Source organism: Streptomyces sp. NPDC008137 (assembly GCF_042957035.1).
In the GTDB taxonomy this organism is placed as follows: Bacteria; Actinomycetota; Actinomycetes; order Streptomycetales; family Streptomycetaceae; genus Streptomyces.
On sequence record NZ_JBIBHN010000036.1, the window covers coordinates 59,591 to 77,968 of the forward strand.

Here is an 18,378-nt window from a genome sequence, read left to right on the forward strand (position 1 = left end):
GAGCGCGAAGGCGCCGGAGACCCCGGCGCCTTCCTCACTGCTCCAGCAGCCCGAACCGCATCGCGCTCGTCACCGCAGCCGTCCGGTCGTCCACCCCCAGCTTGCCGAAGATCCGCGGCAGATACGTCTTCACCGTCGACTCGCCGATGAACAGCCGCCGCCCGATGTCCGCGTTCGTGCACCCCTCGCCGACCAGCCGCAGCACGGCCGTCTCACGCTCCGACAGCCGCGGCCGCTCCGGCTTCGTCCGCAACTGGTCGACCAGCCGGGCCGCGACGGACGGCGCCAGCACCGTCTCACCCCGGGCCGCCGCCCGTACGGCCTCCGCGAGTTCGGCACGCGGCAGGTCGTTCAGCGGGTAGCCCGCCGCCCCGGCCGCAACCGCCCACAGGATGTCCCGGTCGGTCTCGTACGCCGTCAGCACCACCACCCGGCACGGCAGCCCGGCCCGCGCCATCCGCACGATGGAATCCACACCGCCGCCACCCGGCATCCGCAGATCCATCAGCACGATGTCCGGCCGCAACTCCACCGCCAGCGCCTCCGCCTTCGCACCGCTGGACGCGTCGGCGACGACCTTCAGGTCCGACTCGGCACTGAGCATCACCCGCAGCCCCTCCCGTACGACGGGATGAGCGCGAAGTAGGTGTCCCGGAGCCGGAACGAGCGCTCCCAGGTGTAGGTGCCGCCGGCATCCGCATCGCTCATCCCTCGCGCCGGTCCTTCCAGCGGAACGTCAGCAGGCACAGCGCCAATCCTTCGGCGCACCACGCGGCGAGCACCAGAGCCACGCGTCCGGGCCCCAGCTCCCCGCCTGATCCAGCACCTGCGCCGACTCCGGCAGGAACACCCCGCGCAGTCCCTGGCACGGTAATGGGTGGTCAGCAGGATCATCGTGCCGTCGTCGGCCAGGGCGCGGACCAGCGACCAGAACTGACGCCTGGCCGCCGGGTCGAACCCGGTCGTCGGCTCGTCCAGGAGCAGCAGGTCCGGGCCGCCGATCACGCCGAGCGCCACGTCCAGGCGTCGGCGCTGACCGCCCGACAGCGTCTTGATCCGGCTGTCCGCCTTCGCCTCCAGACCGGCCAGGCCGATGACCTCCTCGGGGTCGCGCGGCCGCGGGTAGTAGCGGGCGAAGTGCCGAACGATCTCCCGGACCGTCAACTCGGCGGGCGCGGATTCGTCCTGCCGGACGATTCCGACGCGTGAGCGCCACGCGCGCGTGGCGGTCGCCGCGTCCGACCCGAGCACGGAGACCTCGCCGGCGTCCCGGTCCCGATTGCCCTGGAGGATCTCCACCATGGTGCTCTTGCCCGCGCCGTTGGGTCCGAGCAGGCCGAACACCTCGCCGCGCCGGATGCCCAGATAGACGCCGTCGACAGCGGTCACGTCCCCGTAGCGCTCGCGCAACCCCCGCACGTCCACGGCGAGGTCGTACCCGTGTGCTGTCATGCCACGATCATCGGCCGGAACCGAACGCTCAGCGCCGACCGTGCGGACATGCTTATGTCCACTGAACGGTGGACTGACCTCCGTGTGCGGCACAATGGCCGTGCCCGAAGATGGTCAGGCCTCAAGCGACGGAATCGGCGTGATGAGCAAGACGACAGTCAAGGACGTCTCCATGGAGCCCGAGACGGAGCGCGCCGAGACCGCGCCCCGCACCGAGGGCGGCAGCCGGGCCCTCGCCCTGCTGCTGGTGATTACCGGCGCGGCCGGACTGCTCGCCGCCTGGGTCATCACGATCGACAAGTTCAAGCTCCTCGAGGCCAAGGTCGAGGGCAAGTCGTTCACACCCGGCTGCAGCCTCAACCCCGTCGTCTCCTGCGGCAGCGTCATGGAGAGCAAGCAGGCCGCCGTCTTCGGCTTCCCGAACCCGATGCTCGGCCTCGTCACCTACGGCATCGTCATCGGCGTCGGCATGGCCCTGCTCGCCCGCGCCCGCTTCCCGCGCTGGTACTGGCTCACCTTCAACGCCGGCTGCCTGTTCGGCGTGGTCTTCTGCGCCTGGCTGATGTTCCAGTCCCTGTACCGGATCAACGCGCTGTGCCTGTGGTGCTGCCTGGCCTGGGTCGCGACGATCATCATGTTCTGGTACGTGACGTCGTTCAACATCCGCAAGGACTTCCTCCCCGCCCCGAACTGGCTCAAGAGCTTCTTCGGCGAGTTCACCTGGGTCATGCCCGTGCTGCACATCGGCATCATCGGCATGCTGATCCTGACCCGCTGGTGGGACTTCTGGACCAGCTGAGCCGGGTGCTCAGGGGCCCGGCCGGATTGTCAGTGCCGTGATTTAGGGTTTCTGACGTGGAGCCCGACCTGTTCACCGCCGCAGCAGAAGAACGCCAGGAGAAGGAGCCGTCCAGCAGCCCCCTGGCGGTGCGGATGCGCCCGCGCACCCTCGACGAGGTCGTGGGGCAGCAGCATCTGCTGAAGCCGGGCTCGCCCCTGCGCAGACTGGTCGGCGAGGCCTCCGGCCCCGCCGGCGCCTCCTCCGTGATCCTCTGGGGCCCGCCCGGCACCGGCAAGACCACCCTGGCGTATGTCGTCTCCAAGGCCACCGACGCCCGCTTCGTCGAACTGTCGGCGATCACCGCGGGCGTCAAGGAGGTCCGCGCGGTCATCGACGGTGCCCGCCGCGCCTCCGGCGGCTACGGCAAGGAGACCGTCCTCTTCCTCGACGAGATCCACCGCTTCAGCAAGGCCCAGCAGGACTCCCTGCTCCCGGCCGTCGAGAACCGCTGGGTGACGCTGATCGCGGCGACGACGGAGAACCCGTACTTCTCGGTGATCTCGCCCCTGCTGTCCCGCTCTCTGCTGCTCACCCTCGAGCCGCTCACCGACGACGACATCAAGGACCTCGTCCGGCGCGCCCTTACGGACGAGCGCGGCCTCAAGGGCGCCGTCGCCCTTCCCGAGGAGACCGAGAGCCACCTCCTGCGCATCGCCGGCGGTGACGCCCGCCGCGCTCTCACCGCCCTGGAGGCGGCCGCCGGAGCCGCCCTGGACAAGGGCGAGACGGAGATCGGCCTGACCACCCTGGAGGAGACGGTCGACCGGGCCGCCGTGAAGTACGACCGCGACGGCGACCAGCACTACGACGTGGCCAGCGCCCTGATCAAGTCCATCCGCGGCTCCGACGTCGACGCCGCCCTGCACTATCTGGCCCGGATGATCGAGGCCGGCGAGGACCCCCGTTTCATCGCCCGCCGCCTGATGATCTCCGCCAGCGAGGACATCGGCCTCGCCGATCCGAACGCCCTGCAGATCACGGTCGCCGCCGCCCAGGCCGTCGCCATGATCGGCTTCCCCGAGGCCGCCCTCACCCTCAGCCACGCCACGATCGCCCTCGCCCTGGCGCCCAAGTCCAACGCCGCGACCACCGCGATCGGCGCAGCCCTGGAGGACGTACGCAAGGGCCTCGCCGGGTCCGTGCCCGCGCACCTGCGCGACAGCCACTACAAGGGCGCGACCAAGATCGGCCACGGCCAGGGCTACGTCTATCCGCACGACCTCACCGAGGGCATCGCCGCCCAGCAGTACGCCCCCGACGCGCTCAAGGACCGCGAGTACTACGCGCCGACCCGGCACGGCGCGGAGGCCCGCTACGCGGACGCGGTCGAATGGACCCGGAAGAACCTCGGTCGAAAGCGGTCCTGAGCACCCTGTAAACTCGGCCGGAGTGCCGCGTCCCGTGCAGTCAGAACGGGACAGTCGGCCGGAGCGGATCCTCCGGGATCGGCCCCAGGAGCGTCGCGCACCGTCGAACGGTGTCGCGGGCAGCCCACCACCACTCGTCGCATGACGAGAGCGGCCGGTGGGCCACTCGCGTGCTGCACGTATGTGCCCAGACCAGGGAGCGGCTGCCCACCCCGTCCGCACGGACGAGGCGGGTTTCCCCGGCTGCGGATGCGACCTCCCTCAACCCTGACAAGCCGGAAACCAGGAAAGAGAAAAAGACAGTGGCGAACCAGTCCCGCCCCAAGGTCAAGAAGTCGCGTGCCCTCGGCATCGCGCTGACCCCGAAGGCCGTCAAGTACTTCGAGGCCCGTCCCTACCCCCCGGGTGAGCACGGCCGCGGCCGCAAGCAGAACTCGGACTACAAGGTCCGTCTGCTCGAGAAGCAGCGTCTGCGCGCGCAGTACGACGTGTCCGAGCGTCAGCTCGTCCGCGCCTACGACCGTGCCTCCAAGGTCCAGGGCAAGACCGGTGAGGCCCTGATCATCGAGCTCGAGCGCCGTCTCGACGCGCTGGTCCTGCGTTCGGGCATCGCCCGCACGATCTACCAGGCCCGCCAGATGGTCGTCCACGGTCACATCGCGGTCAACGGCAAGAAGGTCGACAAGCCCTCCTTCCGTGTCCGTCCGGACGACGTCGTGCAGGTGCGCGAGCGCTCCAAGGAGAAGACGCTCTTCACGATCGCCCGTGAGGGTGGCTTCGCCCCCGACGGCGAGACCCCGCGCTACCTCCAGGTGAACCTCAAGGCCCTGGCGTTCCGCCTGGACCGTGAGCCGAACCGCAAGGAGATCCCGGTGATCTGCGACGAGCAGCTCGTCGTCGAGTACTACGCCCGCTGATCCTCGGCAGGCACGCGGTACAACAGCCCGCCGTCTCCCCGTCCCTTCCGGTCGGGCGAGGCGGCGGGCTGTCGCGAATCCGCCGTCGCCGGGCGGCAATCCGGTACGGAGCCGCACCCCCGGCGCGATAGGCTCGTGGCACGACTTTCTCGTATTCAGGCAGATGTTCAGGCACGTTTCAGGGAGCGGGTGCACACAGTGTCCGGTGGAGAGGTGGCCGGAATCCTGGTGGCCGTCTTCTGGGCGATCCTGGTCTCCTTCCTCGCCGTCGCGCTGGCGAGGCTGGCCCAGACGCTCAAGGCGACCACCAAGCTCGTGGCGGACGTGACCGACCAGGCCGTCCCGCTGCTGGCCGACGCCTCCTCGGCGGTGCGCTCCGCGCAGACCCAGATCGACCGGGTCGACTCGATCGCCTCCGACGTCCAGGAGGTGACGTCGAACGCCTCGGCGCTCTCGACCACCGTCGCCTCCACCTTCGGCGGCCCCCTGGTCAAGGTCGCCGCCTTCGGCTACGGCGTGCGCCGGGCCCTCGGCGGCCGCAAGGAGGACGTGCCCGCCAAGGCGTCCAGGCGTACCGTGATCGTGGGCCGCACGGTCTCCCGGCGCGCCCGAGGGAAGAGGGACTGAGAGCAAGCGATGTTCCGCCGTACCTTCTGGTTCACCACGGGCGTCGCCGCCGGCGTGTGGGCCACCACCAAGGTCAACCGCAAGCTGAAGCAGCTGACGCCCGAGAGCCTCGCCAGAACCGCGGGAAACAAGGCGATCGAGGCCGGCCACCGGCTCAAGGACCGCGCGGTCGACTTCGCGCTCGACGTCCGGGACAACATGGCCCAGCGGGAGGAAGAGCTGGGGGACGTCCTCGGTATCAACAGCGACCCCGAACTCCCCGCACCTCGGCGGTACACCGCCATCGAGAACCGCAGCACCCCGAAGTCCGTCGACAGCGACAGGACGACGTATTCGTACAACCGGAATGAGGACCACTGATGGAGTCGGCTGAGATTCGCCGCCGCTGGTTGAGCTTCTTCGAGGAGCGCGGTCACACCGTCGTCCCTTCGGCGTCGCTCATCGCGGACGACCCGACTCTGCTCCTCGTCCCGGCCGGCATGGTGCCCTTCAAGCCCTACTTCCTGGGCGAGGTCAAGCCGCCCTTCGACCGCGCCACCAGCGTGCAGAAGTGCGTGCGCACGCCGGACATCGAAGAGGTCGGCAAGACCACCCGGCACGGCACGTTCTTCCAGATGTGCGGCAACTTCTCCTTCGGCGACTACTTCAAGGAAGGCGCCATCAAGTACGCCTGGGAGCTGCTCACCAGCCCCCAGGACAAGGGCGGTTACGGCCTCGACCCCGAGCGCCTGTGGATCACCGTCTACAAGGACGACGACGAGGCCGAGCGCATCTGGCACGACGTCGTCGGCGTGCCGAAGGAGCGCATCCAGCGCCTCGGCATGAAGGACAACTACTGGTCCATGGGCGTGCCCGGTCCGTGCGGCCCCTGTTCCGAGATCAACTACGACCGCGGCCCCGAGTTCGGCGTCGAGGGCGGCCCCGCCGTCAACGACGAGCGGTACGTGGAGATCTGGAACCTCGTCTTCATGCAGTACGAGCGTGGCGAGGGCATCGGCAAGGACAACTTCGAGATCCTCGGCGAGTTGCCGAGCAAGAACATCGACACCGGCCTCGGCCTCGAGCGCCTCGCCATGATTCTGCAGGGCGTGCAGAACATGTACGAGATCGACACCTCGATGGCTGTCATCGAGAAGGCCACCGAGCTGACCGGCGTCCGTTACGGCGACGCCCACGACTCGGACGTGTCCCTGCGCGTGGTCACCGACCACATGCGCACCTCCGTGATGCTCATCGGCGACGGCGTGACCCCCGGCAACGAGGGCCGCGGTTACGTCCTGCGCCGCATCATGCGCCGCGCCATCCGCAACATGCGCCTGCTCGGTGCCACGGGTCCGGTCGTCAAGGACCTGATCGACACCGTGATCGGCATGATGGGCCAGCAGTACCCCGAGCTCATCACCGACCGCGAGCGCATCGAGAAGGTCGCCCTCGCCGAGGAGAACGCCTTCCTCAAGACGCTGAAGGCCGGCACCAACATCCTCGACACGGCCGTCACCGACACCAAGGCCTCCGGCTCCACCGTCCTGCCCGGCGACAAGGCGTTCCTGCTCCACGACACCTGGGGCTTCCCGATCGACCTCACCCTGGAGATGGCCGCCGAGCAGGGGCTCTCCGTGGACGAGGACGGCTTCCGCCGCCTGATGAAGGAGCAGCGGGAGCGCGCCAAGGCCGACGCCCAGGCCAAGAAGACCGGCCACGCCGGCACCGGCGCCTACCGCGAGATCGCCGACCAGGCGGGTGCAACCGACTTCATCGGCTACACCGCCACCGAGGGCGAGTCGAGGATCGTCGGCATCCTCGTCGACGGCGCCTCCTCCCCGGCCGCCACCGAGGGCGACGAGGTCGAGATCGTCCTCGACCGCACCCCGTTCTACGCCGAGGGCGGCGGCCAGATCGGCGACACCGGCCGGATCAAGGTCGACACCGGTGCCGTCATCGAGATCCGCGACTGCCAGAAGCCGGTCCCGGGCGTGTACGTCCACAAGGGCGTCGTCCAGGTCGGCGAGGTCACCGTCGGCGCCACGGCCCACGCCTCGATCGACTCCCGCCGCCGCACGGCCATCGCCCGCGCCCACTCGGCCACGCACCTCACCCACCAGGCGCTGCGCGACGCCCTCGGCCCGACGGCAGCCCAGGCCGGTTCCGAGAACCAGCCCGGCCGCTTCCGCTTCGACTTCGGCTCGCCGTCCGCCGTTCCCACGGCCGTGATGACCGACGTCGAGCAGCGCATCAACGAGGTCCTCTCCCGCGACCTCGACGTCCAGGCCGAGGTCATGGGCATCGACGAGGCCAAGAAGCAGGGCGCCATCGCCGAGTTCGGCGAGAAGTACGGCGACCGTGTGCGCGTCGTGACCATCGGCGACTTCTCCAAGGAGCTGTGCGGCGGCACGCATGTGCACAACACCGCCCAGCTGGGCCTGGTGAAGCTGCTCGGCGAATCGTCCATCGGTTCGGGAGTCCGTCGCATCGAGGCCCTGGTCGGTGTCGACGCCTACAACTTCCTCGCCCGTGAGCACACGGTCGTCGCCCAGCTCCAGGAGCTGATCAAGGGCCGTCCTGAGGAGCTCCCGGAGAAGGTCTCCGCCATGCTCGGCAAGCTGAAGGACGCCGAGAAGGAGATCGAGAAGTTCCGCGCAGAGAAGGTCCTCCAGGCCGCCGCCGGTCTCGCCGAGTCTGCCAAGGACGTCAACGGCATTGCTGTCGTGACCGGTCAGGTCCCGGACGGCACCACCGCCGACGACCTGCGTAAGCTCGTGCTCGACGTGCGCGGACGCATCCAGGGCGGACGGGCCGCCGTGGTCGCGCTCTTCACGGTGGCGAACGGCAAGCCGCTGACGGTCATCGCCACCAACGAGGCCGCGCGCGAGCGTGGCCTCAAGGCCGGCGACCTCGTCCGTACGGCCGCCAAGACGCTCGGCGGCGGCGGTGGCGGCAAGCCGGACGTCGCCCAGGGCGGCGGCCAGAACCCGGCCGCGGTCGGTGACGCCGTGGACGCCGTGGAGCGCCTGGTCGCCGAGACGGCCAAGTAAGAGACGGGTCAGGACACATGCGCAGAGGACGTCGACTCGCGATCGACGTCGGGGACGCCCGGATCGGGGTCGCCTCGTGCGACCCCGACGGGATCCTCGCCACCCCGGTGGAGACGGTCCCGGGGCGTGACATCCCCGCAGCTCAGCGGCGGTTGAAGCAACTCGTCGAGGAGTACGAGCCGCTCGAGGTCGTCGTCGGGCTCCCGCGCTCCCTCAAGGGGGGCGAGGGCCCGGCAGCGGTCAAGGTCCGTGCCTTCGTCCAGGAACTGGCCCGCATGATCGCCCCGGTTCCGGTCAGACTCATCGATGAACGCATGACCACGGTGACGGCCAGTCAGGGACTACGCGCTTCCGGTGTGAAATCCAAGAAGGGCCGTTCCGTGATCGACCAGGCAGCCGCGGTGGTCATCCTCCAGCAGGCGCTTGAATCCGAACGGGTGTCAGGTAAAGCACCCGGCGAAGGCGTCGAAGTGGTCATCTGATCGCGATACGGTAACGTTCCGCGCGATGCGCCGGTGTTCGAACAGCTGACGCACCAGAGAGAGGCGGACGGGAGCCCGGCCGGAAGCCGAGCGACCGCCGCCTCGCGGCTCTAGGGGATCGATGACTGAGTATGGCCGGGGCCAAGGCTCCGAACCGTGGCATCCGGAGGACCCGTTGTACGGGGACGGCGGATGGGGCGGACAGCAGGCCCACCCGGGTCAGCAGTCCCCCTACGACGGCCAGCCGCAGCACTATCCAGAGCAGCCGCAGCAGTCGCAGTACGGCGACTGGGGCACCGGTGAGCAGGCCGGATACGGTCAGGCGCAGCAGCACTACCCGTATGACCAGCAGCAGTACGCGGCCCAGACCCACGGCCATCAGCAGTACCCCGGGCAGGGGGACCACGGTCACCCGCAGGACCAGGGGTACCACCAGCAGCCGTACGACAACGGCGGCTGGGCCACCGGCGGGCACCAGCAGGTGTCGTACCCCGGCGACCCCGGGGACCCGTACGGGCAGCAGCAGCAGCCCGGCGCCTACGGCGGAGGCGAGTCCGACTACTACGGCACGCCCGACGCCTATCCGCCGCCGGAGCCGCCCGGCCGGCGTCGCACCGAGCCGCCGCCGGAGCCGGAGACCGACTGGGACCCGGGACCCGACCAGGGCGAGCACGCCTTCTTCGCGGGCGGCGACGACGATGACGACGGCGAGGAGCCGAGGAATCGTCGCGGGCGCGACGACAAACGCGAACGCGGCGGCAAGCCCAAGAAGCGCCGCAGCGGAATGGCCTGCCTGCTGGTCGTCGTGATCCTCGGCGGCGGCCTCGCCGGTGTCAGCTACTTCGGCTACCAGTTCTACCAGGATCGTTTCGGCGACGCCCCGGACTTCGCGGGCGACGGCAGCGGCCAACAGGTCACCGTCGAGATCCCCAGGGGAGCGGGCGGCTACGAGATCGGGCAGGTGCTGAAGGACGCCGGCGTCGTCAAGAGCGTCGACGCCTTCGTCACGGCACAGGCGAACAACCCCGACGGCCAGAAGCTCCAGGACGGCGTGTACACGCTGCAGAAGCAAATGTCGGCCGACAGCGCGGTCGAACTGATGCTCAGTCCGGAGAGCCGCGACAACCTGATCATCGCCGAGGGCAAGCGCAACGCCGACATCTACCGCCTCATCGACAAGCGGCTGGAGGTCAAGGAGGGCACCACCGCCGCGGTCGCCAAGAAGGACTACAAGAAGCTCGGCCTGCCCGCCTGGGCGCTGAACCACCCGAACGTCAAGGACCCGCTGGAAGGGTTCCTCTATCCCTCCAGCTACGGCATCGGCAAGGGGCAGAAGTCCGAAGACGTGCTGAAGCAGATGGTCACGCGGGCCACCGAGACCTACGAGAAGCTCGGGGTGGAGAAGAAGGCCGCGAGCCTCGGACTCGAAGACCCCTGGCAGCTGATCACGGTCGCGAGCATGGTTCAGGCCGAGGGCACGAGCCACGCCGACTTCCGCAAGATGGCCGAGGTCGTCTACAACCGGATGAAGCCCGGCAACCCGCAGACCAACGGTTTGCTGGAGTTCGACTCCACGTACAACTACATCAAGAACCAGAGCAAGATCGACCTGAGCCTGAGCGAGCTGCGGTCCTACGACAACCCGTACAACACGTACTTCCACAAGGGCCTGACGCCCGGGCCGATCGACAACCCCGGCGAGGACGCGATCAAGGGCGCCCTCAACCCGACGGCCGACGGCTGGTACTACTTCATCTCGCTGGACGGCAAGACCAGTGAGTTCACCAAGACCAACGCCGAGCACCAGAAGCTGGTCGACAAGTTCAACGCCTCGCGGAACAACTGAGGAACCCCCTGATGGCCGCACCACGCCGGGCCGCCGTACTCGGCTCCCCGATCGCCCACTCGCTCTCCCCGGTCCTGCACCGCGCGGCCTACCAGGAGTTGGGGCTGAGCGGCTGGACGTACGACAGGTTCGAGGTCGACGAGGCCGCCCTGCCCGGGTTCTTCGAGACGCTCGGTGCCGAGTGGGCGGGGCTCTCGCTGACCATGCCGCTGAAGCGGGCCGTGATCCCGCTGCTCGACGGGATCAGCGAGACCGCGGCCTCGGTCGACGCGGTCAACACGGTGGTCTGCACCCCTGACGGACGCCGCACTGGCGACAACACCGACATCCCCGGCATGGTCGCGGCTCTGCGCGAGCACGGCATCGACAAGGTAGAGGCCGCCGCGGTCCTCGGCGCGGGTGCCACCGCCTCGTCCGCGCTGGCGGCGCTGGCGCGGATCTGCCCCGGCGAGATCGCCGTGTACGTCCGCAGCGAGGCCCGGGCCGCCGAGATGCGGCAGTGGGCCGAGCGGCTGGAGGTGCCGGTGCGCATCGCCGACTGGGCGGACGCCGAGCAGGCCCTGCGCGCCCCGCTGGTGATCAGCACCACGCCGGCCGGTGTCACCGACGCCCTCGCCCGGTCCGTGCCGGAGCGGCCGGCGGCCCTCTTCGACGTCCTCTACGACCCCTGGCCGACCGACCTCGCCGCCCGCTGGTCGGGGTACGGCGGTGCGGTCGTCAGTGGCCTCGACCTGCTGGTGCACCAGGCCGTGCTGCAGGTCGAGCAGATGACGGGGCTGGCCCCCGCGCCCCTGGAAGCCATGCGAAAAGCGGGCGAACGGGCTCTGGCCGCCCGCTAAGATCCGCTCTCGGTTCCGCAGGGGGCGGAACAGGGGAGGGGATAGCGAACCATGTCCACAGGCATGCCTCAGGCGTCCGTGAAGTCCCAGATATTCGAGTCGCTGCTGGGGTTCCTGCCCGACTGGGTGCAGATCACCGTGCTCGCCTTGATCGTGCTCGCGATCCTCGTGTCCTGGGCGGTCAAGATCAAGCGCAAGATCGCCTACCGGCGGGCCGCGCGGAGCGGACAGCCCGTCCACGCGGCGGCCCAGTACGGGCAGGGGCGCGGAGCGGACTACCTGGGGGAGTACGCACCTCAGCAGGCGCCGCAGCAGGGCAGTGGAGCCGACTACCTGGGCGCCTACGCACCTGAGCAGGCGTCGCAGACGCAGCCCGCCCGGCAGCCGAGCGGCGCTGACTTCCTCGGCTCGTACGCGCCGCAGCGGCAGACCGGCGGTCCGGCCTCGTCCGCCTGATGGACCGGCGGCCGGGTCCGCGCTCCGGACGTGGGAGGATCGTAGATGGCGGACCGGGGCCGCGCACCCGGTCAGGCCGTCGCCGTACGAGATGACGCGCGTACGCAGGGCAGTACGGGCGCGAGCACTGAGGAGCACCGTTGAGCAGGTTGCGCTGGCTGACCGCTGGGGAGTCCCACGGTCCCGCACTCGTCGCGACGCTGGAGGGTCTGCCCGCCGGCGTGCCGATCACCACGGACATGGTGGCGGACCATCTCGCGAGGCGGCGCCTGGGCTATGGGCGCGGCGCCCGGATGAAGTTCGAGCGCGACGAGATCACCTTCATCGGCGGCGTCCGGCACGGCCGCACCCTCGGCTCCCCGGTCGCGATCATGGTGGGCAACACCGAGTGGCCGAAGTGGGAACAGGTCATGGCCGCCGACCCGGTCGACCCGGAGATCCTCGACGGGCTCGCCCGCAACGCCCCGCTGACCCGCCCGCGGCCCGGCCACGCCGACCTCGCCGGCATGCAGAAGTACGGTTTCGACGAGGCCCGGCCGATCCTGGAGCGTGCCTCGGCGCGTGAGACCGCGGCCCGGGTAGCCCTTGGCGCGGTGGCCCGGTCGTACCTGAAGGAGACGGCCGGCATCGAGATCGTCTCCCATGTGGTGGAGTTGGCGGCCGCGAAGGCGCCGTACGGCGTGTACCCGACGCCGGCGGACGTGCAGAAGCTGGACGAGGACCCGGTGCGCTGCCTGGACGCCGACGCGTCGAAGGCCATGGTCGCCGAGATCGACCAGGCCCACAAGGACGGCGACACCCTCGGCGGTGTGGTCGAGGTGCTGGCCTACGACGTGCCCGTCGGCCTCGGTTCGCATGTGCACTGGGACCGGCGTCTCGACGCCCGGCTGGCCGCCGCCCTCATGGGCATCCAGGCCATCAAGGGCGTGGAGGTCGGCGACGGCTTCGACCTGGCACGGGTGCCCGGCTCCAAGGCCCACGACGAGATCGTGACCACCGACGAGGGCATCCGGCGCACCTCCGGCCGCTCCGGCGGCACCGAGGGCGGGCTGACCACCGGTGAGCTGCTGCGGGTACGGGCGGCCATGAAGCCGATCGCGACCGTGCCGCGGGCGCTCAAGACCGTGGACGTCGTCACCGGCGAGGCGACGGCCGCCCACCACCAGCGCTCCGACGTGTGCGCCGTGCCGGCCGCCGGCATCGTCGCCGAGGCCATGGTCGCCCTCGTGCTCGCGGACGCGGTGGCCGAGAAGTTCGGCGGCGACAGCGTGACCGAGACCGGCCGCAATGTCCGGTCCTACCTCGACAACCTGGCCATCCGGTGACCCCGCTGATCGTGCTGGTCGGCCCGATGGGCGTGGGCAAGTCCACGGTCGGGCAGCTGCTGGCCGAGCGGCTCGGGACCGGGTACCGGGACACCGACGACGACATCGTCGCAGCCCAGGGCCGGACGATCGCCGAGATCTTCGTGGAGGAGGGCGAGGCCGCCTTCCGCGCCATCGAGAAGCAGGCCGTGCGCGAGGCGCTGGCCGGGCACGACGGTGTGCTGGCCCTGGGCGGCGGTGCCGTCCTCGACCAGGACACCCGCGCGCTGCTCGCCGGGCAGCGGGTGGTGTACCTGTCGATGGACGTCGAGGAGGCGGTCAAGCGCACCGGCCTCAACGCGGCCCGGCCGCTGCTCGCCATCAACCCGCGCAAGCAGTGGCGCGAGCTGATGGAGGCCCGTCGGCACCTGTATGAGGAGGTCGCCACGGCCGTCGTCGCCACCGATGGACGTACGGCCGAAGAGGTCACCGAAGTCGCCCTGGACGCACTGGAGTTGAAGGAAGCATGAGCGAGGCAGTGACGCGGATCCAGATCGGCGGCACGGCGGGCACCGAGCCCTACGAGGTCCTGGTGGGCCGGCAACTCCTGGGCGAACTGGCCGGGTTGATCGGCGGCAGGGCCAAACGGGTCGCGATCGTCCACCCCGAGGCCCTGGCCGAGACCGGTGACGCGCTCCGCGCCGACCTGGCCGAGCAGGGCTACGAGGTGGTCGCCATCCAGGTGCCCAACGCGGAGGAGGCCAAGACCGCAGAGGTCGCCGCCTACTGCTGGAAGGCGCTCGGCCAGTCCGGGTTCACGCGCACGGACGTCATCGTCGGTGTCGGCGGCGGCGCCACCACGGACCTGGCCGGATTCGTGGCCGCCACCTGGCTGCGCGGGGTGCGCTGGATCGCGATCCCGACCACCGTGCTGGCCATGGTCGACGCGGCCGTCGGCGGCAAGACCGGCATCAACACCGCCGAGGGCAAGAACCTGGTGGGCGCCTTCCATCCGCCCGCCGGTGTGCTCTGCGACCTGGCCGCGCTGGACTCCCTGCCGGTCAACGACTACGTCTCCGGACTCGCCGAGGTCATCAAGGCCGGCTTCATCGCCGACCCGGTGATCCTCGACCTCATCGAGTCCGACCCCGAGGCCGCCCGCACCCCGGCCGGCCCGCACACCGCCGAGCTCATCGAGCGCTCCATCCGGGTCAAGGCCGACGTGGTGTCCTCCGACCTGAAGGAGTCGGGCCTGCGCGAGATCCTCAACTACGGCCACACGCTCGGCCACGCCATCGAGAAGAACGAGCGCTACAAGTGGCGCCACGGTGCCGCCGTCTCCGTGGGGATGCACTTCGCCGCCGAACTCGGCCGCCTGGCGGGCCGGCTGGACGACGCCACGGCCGACCGCCACCGCACCGTCCTCGAAGCGGTCGGCCTCCCGCTGTACTACCGCCACGACCAGTGGCCCAAGCTGCTGGAGACCATGAAGGTCGACAAGAAGTCCCGCGGCGACCTGCTGCGGTTCATCGTCCTCGACGGTCTGGCCAAGCCCACCGTCCTGGAGGGACCCGACCCGGCCGTGCTGCTCGCCGCGTACGGCGAAGTGGGGCAGTAAGTCCTCCCACGCTCCTTACGCCCGAAACAGCCTTACGGCGCCGGGCACTTCGGGCCGTCGCCGGCCGTTCACACAACGATCGCCGGGGGCGGTACCGTTCGGTAGCAGCGGGTTCCGCCCCCGCTGTCAGCGCCCATCGCCTGTACGAGACGGAGTGGCACCGGATGCAGCACGCAGTGGGTTCTCCGCTGCCGCCGCCCCACCAGCCGGGGCAGGGACCGGCCGCCGGCTGGTCGCCGGCCGCACACCACCCGGGGTCGCACCACCCGGGCGCGCACCAGGGCTCCGCCCCCGTGCCCCCGCCGCCCCCGGCACCGGGATACCCCGCGCCCCCGCCCGGGCCGGCCGCGCCCCCGCCTCAGGCCTCCGCTCCCGCCGCGCCGGACACCACCGGTCACGTGCCGCTGCCGCCGGGCGGTCCGGTCGCCATGCCCAGCGCGCCGCCCGCCGCGGCGGGCCCCGACCTGGCGGGCACGACGCTCGCGGTCCTGCTCATCGGCCCCGCGGGTGCCGGGAAGACCAGCGTCGCCAAGTACTGGGCGGACCATCGCCGGATCCCCACGGCCCACATCAGCCTCGACGACGTACGCGAATGGGTCCGCTCGGGCTTCGCCGACCCCCAGTCCGGGTGGAACGACAACTCCGAGGCCCAGTACCGCCTCGCCCGCCGCACCTGCGGCTTCGCCGCGCGGAACTTCCTGGCCAACGGCATCTCCTGCATCCTCGACGACGCCGTCTTCCCCGACCGGCCCGTCGTGGGCCTCGGAGGGTGGAAGCGGCACGTCGGGCCGGGCCTGCTGCCGGTCGTCCTGCTGCCGGGCCTGGAGATCGTCCTGGAGCGCAACGCCGAGCGCTCCGGCAACCGCCGCCTCAGCGACGACGAGGTCGCCCGCATCCACGGCCGCATGGCCGGCTGGTACGGCTCGGGCCTCCCGATCATCGACAACTCCCAGCTCGACATCCCGCAGACGGCCCAGGTCCTGAACGACGTCCTGTCCCGCTCCATCGCCAGCCCGCCCCAGTGGTAGCCCCCGCCCTCAGGGGCCTCGCCCCATAGGGGCGCGGGGAACTGCGCGACAAGCCCCCACTCACCTGCGGACGGCACACAACCCCGCGCGGCACGCCCTCTCCCGAACAGCACCCGACCCACCCGGACACATACAGGCACCCCACTCAGACGCCCTCAACCGGCGCCAACCCCGCGGAGCTCATACGCTCGGGTCATGTCAGAGGTGTACGCGGCCCGCCGGACGCGTCTGAGGGATTACTGCAACGCGGGCGGCAGCGCGGCGGCGCTGGTCACGCGCCCCGCCAACGTGCGCTATCTCGCGGGCCCCGCCCCGCGCGGCGCCGTTCTGCTGCTGGGCAGGACCGAGGACCTCCTGGTGTGCGCCGGCCCGATCGAGGGCCGCTCCGCGCAGGAGCGCCCCGACGCGGCCCTGCGTGTCCAGAACCTGCCCGGATCCGGCGGCGGTGACCCTGCCGTCGCGGCCGCCGACCTCGCCGCGGGCCAGGGTGCCGACTCCCTCGCCGTGGAGGAGCACCACCTCACCGTGGCCCGGCACCGCGCCCTCGGCTCGGTCGCGCCCCGGCTGCGCCTGGCCGGCCTCGGCTGCGCCGTGGAACAGCTCAGGGTGGTCAAGGACGAGGAGGAGATCTCCTGCCTGCGCATCGGCGCCGAGATCGCCGACCAGGCTCTGGGCGAACTGCTGGAGTCCATCCTCGTAGGCCGGACCGAGCGGCATCTCGCCCTGGAGCTCGAAAGACGACTCGTCGACCACGGGGCCGACGGACCGGCCTTCCCGACCTCCGTCGCCACCGGGCCCAACGCGGGCCGCCCCGCTCACCGGCCCACCGACCGCCGCGTGGAAGAAGGGGACTTCCTCTCCGTCTGCCTCGGCGCGACGTATCGCGGCTACCGCTGTGAGATCGGCCGTACCTTCGTCATCGGCACGGCTCCCGCGGACTGGCAGATCGAGCTGTACGACCTGGTCTTCGCCGCCCAGCGCGCCGGACGTGAGAGCCTGGTACCCGGCGCCGCCTGCCGGGACGTCGACCGGGCCGCACGCCAGGTGCTGGACTCCGCGGGGTACACGGAGGGCCTCACGGCCCTGACCGGACACGGGGTCGGGCTCGAAATCGACGAGGACCCTCAGTTGAGTCCCGCGGCCATGGGTAAACTGGACGCTTGCGTGCCGGTCACCGTCGAACCGGGGGTCCACCTCCCGGGCCGGGGCGGTGTCCGGATCGATGACACGCTCGTCGTCCGCCCCGAGGCGGACGGCGGACCCGAGCTACTCACCATCACGACCAAGGAGCTGCTCGCCCTGTAGCCAGGCAGGTGCGTGCCCCGGGGTCGTACGTCAGTCCAGGAGATTCCGCAACCGTGGCTTCCACGAACGACCTCAAGAACGGCATGGTGCTCAAGCTCGAAGGCGGCCAGCTCTGGTCCGTCGTCGAGTTCCAGCACGTCAAGCCCGGCAAGGGCCCGGCCTTCGTGCGCACCAAGCTCAAGAACGTGCTCTCCGGCAAGGTCGTCGACAAGACCTTCAACGCCGGCGTCAAGGTCGAAACGGCCACCGTCGACAAGCGGGACATGCAGTTCTCCTACATGGACGGCGAGTACTTCGTCTTCATGGACATGGAGACCTACGACCAGCTGCACGTCGACCGGAAGGCCGTCGGCGACGCCGCGAACTTCCTGATCGAGGGCTTCACCGCCACCGTCGCGCAGCACGAGGGCGAGGTGCTCTTCGTCGAGCTGCCCGCCGCCGTCGAGCTCGTCATCCAGGAGACCGAGCCGGGCGTCCAGGGCGACCGCTCCACCGGCGGCACCAAGCCCGCCACGCTGGAGACCGGCCACCAGATCCAGGTGCCCCTCTTCATCACCACCGGTGAGAAGATCAAGGTCGACACCCGCACCAGCGACTACCTCGGCCGGGTGAACAGCTAACCGTGGCTGCCCGCAACACGGCCCGCAAGCGCGCCTTCCAGATCCTCTTCGAGGGCGACCAGCGCGGCGCCGAGGTCCTGACGGTCCTCGCCGACTGGGTCCGGCTCTCCCGGGCCGACACCCGGCAGCCGCCGGTGAGCGAGTACACGATGGAGCTGGTCGAGGGCTACGCGCAGCGCGCGAAGCGCATCGACGAGCTGATCGCCCAGTACTCGGTCGGCTGGACGCTCGACCGGATGCCGGTCGTCGACCGCAACATTCTGCGGCTCGGCGCCTACGAGCTGATCTGGGTCGACGAGACCCCGGACGCCGTCGTCCTGGACGAGATGGTGCAGCTGGCCAAGGAGTTCTCGACGGACGAGTCGCCCTCGTTCGTGAACGGCCTGCTCGGTCGGCTGAAGGACCTCAAGCCCTCGCTCCGCCGCGACGAGGACTGAGACAGACGGAATGCCGGAGGGCCCGCAGCAAGCTCGCTGCGGGCCCTCCGGCATTCCCTCCTGCGACCGGAGGCCGTCAGGCCCCCAGAACGCCGCCGGGGGGGGGGGGGGGGGGCCGCGGGGGGCCCCCCCCCCCCCCCCCGTGTGGGGGGGGGGGGGTGGGGGGTGGGGGGGGGGGGGGCGCCCGCGAGGGGGGGGCCCCCCGGG

General features: G+C 70.5%; 19 protein-coding genes. 17 read left to right on the forward strand and 2 right to left on the reverse strand.

What is annotated here, in order from left to right:
* Nucleotides 1-34 precede the first annotated feature (34 nt).
* Nucleotides 35-604 (reverse strand): LuxR C-terminal-related transcriptional regulator, encoded by a 570-nt coding sequence (locus tag ACFZBT_RS35910; protein WP_391113054.1) that lies wholly within the window; start codon nucleotides 602-604, stop codon nucleotides 35-37.
* Entirely contained in the window at nucleotides 604-1,452 is an 849-nt protein-coding gene (locus ACFZBT_RS35915; protein WP_391113058.1) for an ATP-binding cassette domain-containing protein, read from the reverse strand. Before ACFZBT_RS35915 ends, ACFZBT_RS35910 begins: the two co-directional genes overlap by 1 nt.
* A gap of 142 nt (nucleotides 1,453-1,594) precedes the next feature.
* On the opposite strand from ACFZBT_RS35915, the gene ACFZBT_RS35920 reads away from it, so the two are divergent.
* The 17 genes from ACFZBT_RS35920 to nusB all read left to right on the forward strand — a co-directional run bounded on the left by ACFZBT_RS35920 (nucleotide 1,595) and on the right by nusB (nucleotide 18,171).
* Entirely contained in the window at nucleotides 1,595-2,251 is a 657-nt protein-coding gene (locus ACFZBT_RS35920; RefSeq protein WP_391113061.1) for a vitamin K epoxide reductase family protein, read from the forward strand.
* Between the two features lie 56 nt (nucleotides 2,252-2,307).
* Entirely contained in the window at nucleotides 2,308-3,660 is a 1,353-nt protein-coding gene (locus tag ACFZBT_RS35925) for an AAA family ATPase (RefSeq protein ID WP_391113064.1), read from the forward strand.
* Nucleotides 3,661-3,962: 302 nt separating this feature from the next.
* Nucleotides 3,963-4,577, forward strand: a complete 615-nt coding sequence (rpsD, locus tag ACFZBT_RS35930) for a 30S ribosomal protein S4 (RefSeq protein WP_053668303.1) — start codon at nucleotides 3,963-3,965, stop codon at nucleotides 4,575-4,577.
* Between the two features lie 189 nt (nucleotides 4,578-4,766).
* The gene (locus ACFZBT_RS35935) at nucleotides 4,767-5,204 is read left to right on the forward strand and encodes a DUF948 domain-containing protein (RefSeq protein WP_391113068.1); all 438 of its coding nucleotides are present in this window, start codon (nucleotides 4,767-4,769) and stop codon (nucleotides 5,202-5,204) included.
* 9 nt (nucleotides 5,205-5,213) lie between these two features.
* A complete protein-coding gene (locus ACFZBT_RS35940; RefSeq protein ID WP_391113071.1) occupies nucleotides 5,214-5,564 on the forward strand; it encodes a hypothetical protein in 351 nt (116 codons plus the stop codon).
* Nucleotides 5,564-8,236, forward strand: coding sequence for an alanine--tRNA ligase (gene alaS, locus ACFZBT_RS35945; protein WP_391113074.1), 2,673 nt, complete (start codon nucleotides 5,564-5,566; stop codon nucleotides 8,234-8,236). The genes ACFZBT_RS35940 and alaS overlap by 1 nt, the downstream gene beginning before the upstream one ends.
* 17 nt (nucleotides 8,237-8,253) lie before the next feature.
* Nucleotides 8,254-8,718, forward strand: a complete 465-nt coding sequence (gene ruvX / locus ACFZBT_RS35950; protein ID WP_382497604.1) for a Holliday junction resolvase RuvX — start codon at nucleotides 8,254-8,256, stop codon at nucleotides 8,716-8,718.
* Between the two features lie 121 nt (nucleotides 8,719-8,839).
* On the forward strand, nucleotides 8,840-10,564 hold the full coding sequence (gene mltG / locus ACFZBT_RS35955) for an endolytic transglycosylase MltG (protein ID WP_391113079.1): 1,725 nt from the start codon (nucleotides 8,840-8,842) through the stop codon (nucleotides 10,562-10,564).
* Between the two features lie 11 nt (nucleotides 10,565-10,575).
* On the forward strand, nucleotides 10,576-11,403 hold the full coding sequence (locus tag ACFZBT_RS35960) for a shikimate dehydrogenase (protein WP_391113082.1): 828 nt from the start codon (nucleotides 10,576-10,578) through the stop codon (nucleotides 11,401-11,403).
* A 51-nt stretch (nucleotides 11,404-11,454) separates the two neighbouring features.
* On the forward strand, nucleotides 11,455-11,859 hold the full coding sequence (locus tag ACFZBT_RS35965) for a hypothetical protein (protein WP_391113084.1): 405 nt from the start codon (nucleotides 11,455-11,457) through the stop codon (nucleotides 11,857-11,859).
* A 140-nt stretch (nucleotides 11,860-11,999) separates the two neighbouring features.
* Entirely contained in the window at nucleotides 12,000-13,184 is a 1,185-nt protein-coding gene (aroC, locus tag ACFZBT_RS35970; RefSeq protein ID WP_391113086.1) for a chorismate synthase, read from the forward strand.
* A gap of 26 nt (nucleotides 13,185-13,210) precedes the next feature.
* Entirely contained in the window at nucleotides 13,211-13,693 is a 483-nt protein-coding gene (locus tag ACFZBT_RS35975) for a shikimate kinase (RefSeq protein WP_391113098.1), read from the forward strand.
* Nucleotides 13,690-14,781 carry a 3-dehydroquinate synthase gene (aroB, locus tag ACFZBT_RS35980; protein ID WP_391113088.1) on the forward strand — a complete coding sequence of 364 codons (1,092 nt, stop codon included), beginning with the start codon at nucleotides 13,690-13,692 and terminating at the stop codon, nucleotides 14,779-14,781. Before ACFZBT_RS35975 ends, aroB begins: the two co-directional genes overlap by 4 nt.
* Before the next feature lie 164 nt (nucleotides 14,782-14,945).
* Nucleotides 14,946-15,809 (forward strand): Pro-rich N-terminal domain-containing protein, encoded by an 864-nt coding sequence (locus tag ACFZBT_RS35985; protein ID WP_391113090.1) that lies wholly within the window; start codon nucleotides 14,946-14,948, stop codon nucleotides 15,807-15,809.
* Nucleotides 15,810-16,004: 195 nt separating this feature from the next.
* Complete coding sequence (locus ACFZBT_RS35990; RefSeq protein ID WP_391113092.1) at nucleotides 16,005-17,114, forward strand: M24 family metallopeptidase; 1,110 nt, start codon at nucleotides 16,005-16,007, stop codon at nucleotides 17,112-17,114.
* 53 nt (nucleotides 17,115-17,167) lie between these two features.
* A complete protein-coding gene (efp, locus tag ACFZBT_RS35995; RefSeq protein WP_391113094.1) occupies nucleotides 17,168-17,734 on the forward strand; it encodes an elongation factor P in 567 nt (188 codons plus the stop codon).
* Between the two features lie 2 nt (nucleotides 17,735-17,736).
* Nucleotides 17,737-18,171 carry a transcription antitermination factor NusB gene (gene nusB, locus ACFZBT_RS36000; RefSeq protein ID WP_184597187.1) on the forward strand — a complete coding sequence of 145 codons (435 nt, stop codon included), beginning with the start codon at nucleotides 17,737-17,739 and terminating at the stop codon, nucleotides 18,169-18,171.
* Nucleotides 18,172-18,378: the final 207 nt, after the last annotated feature.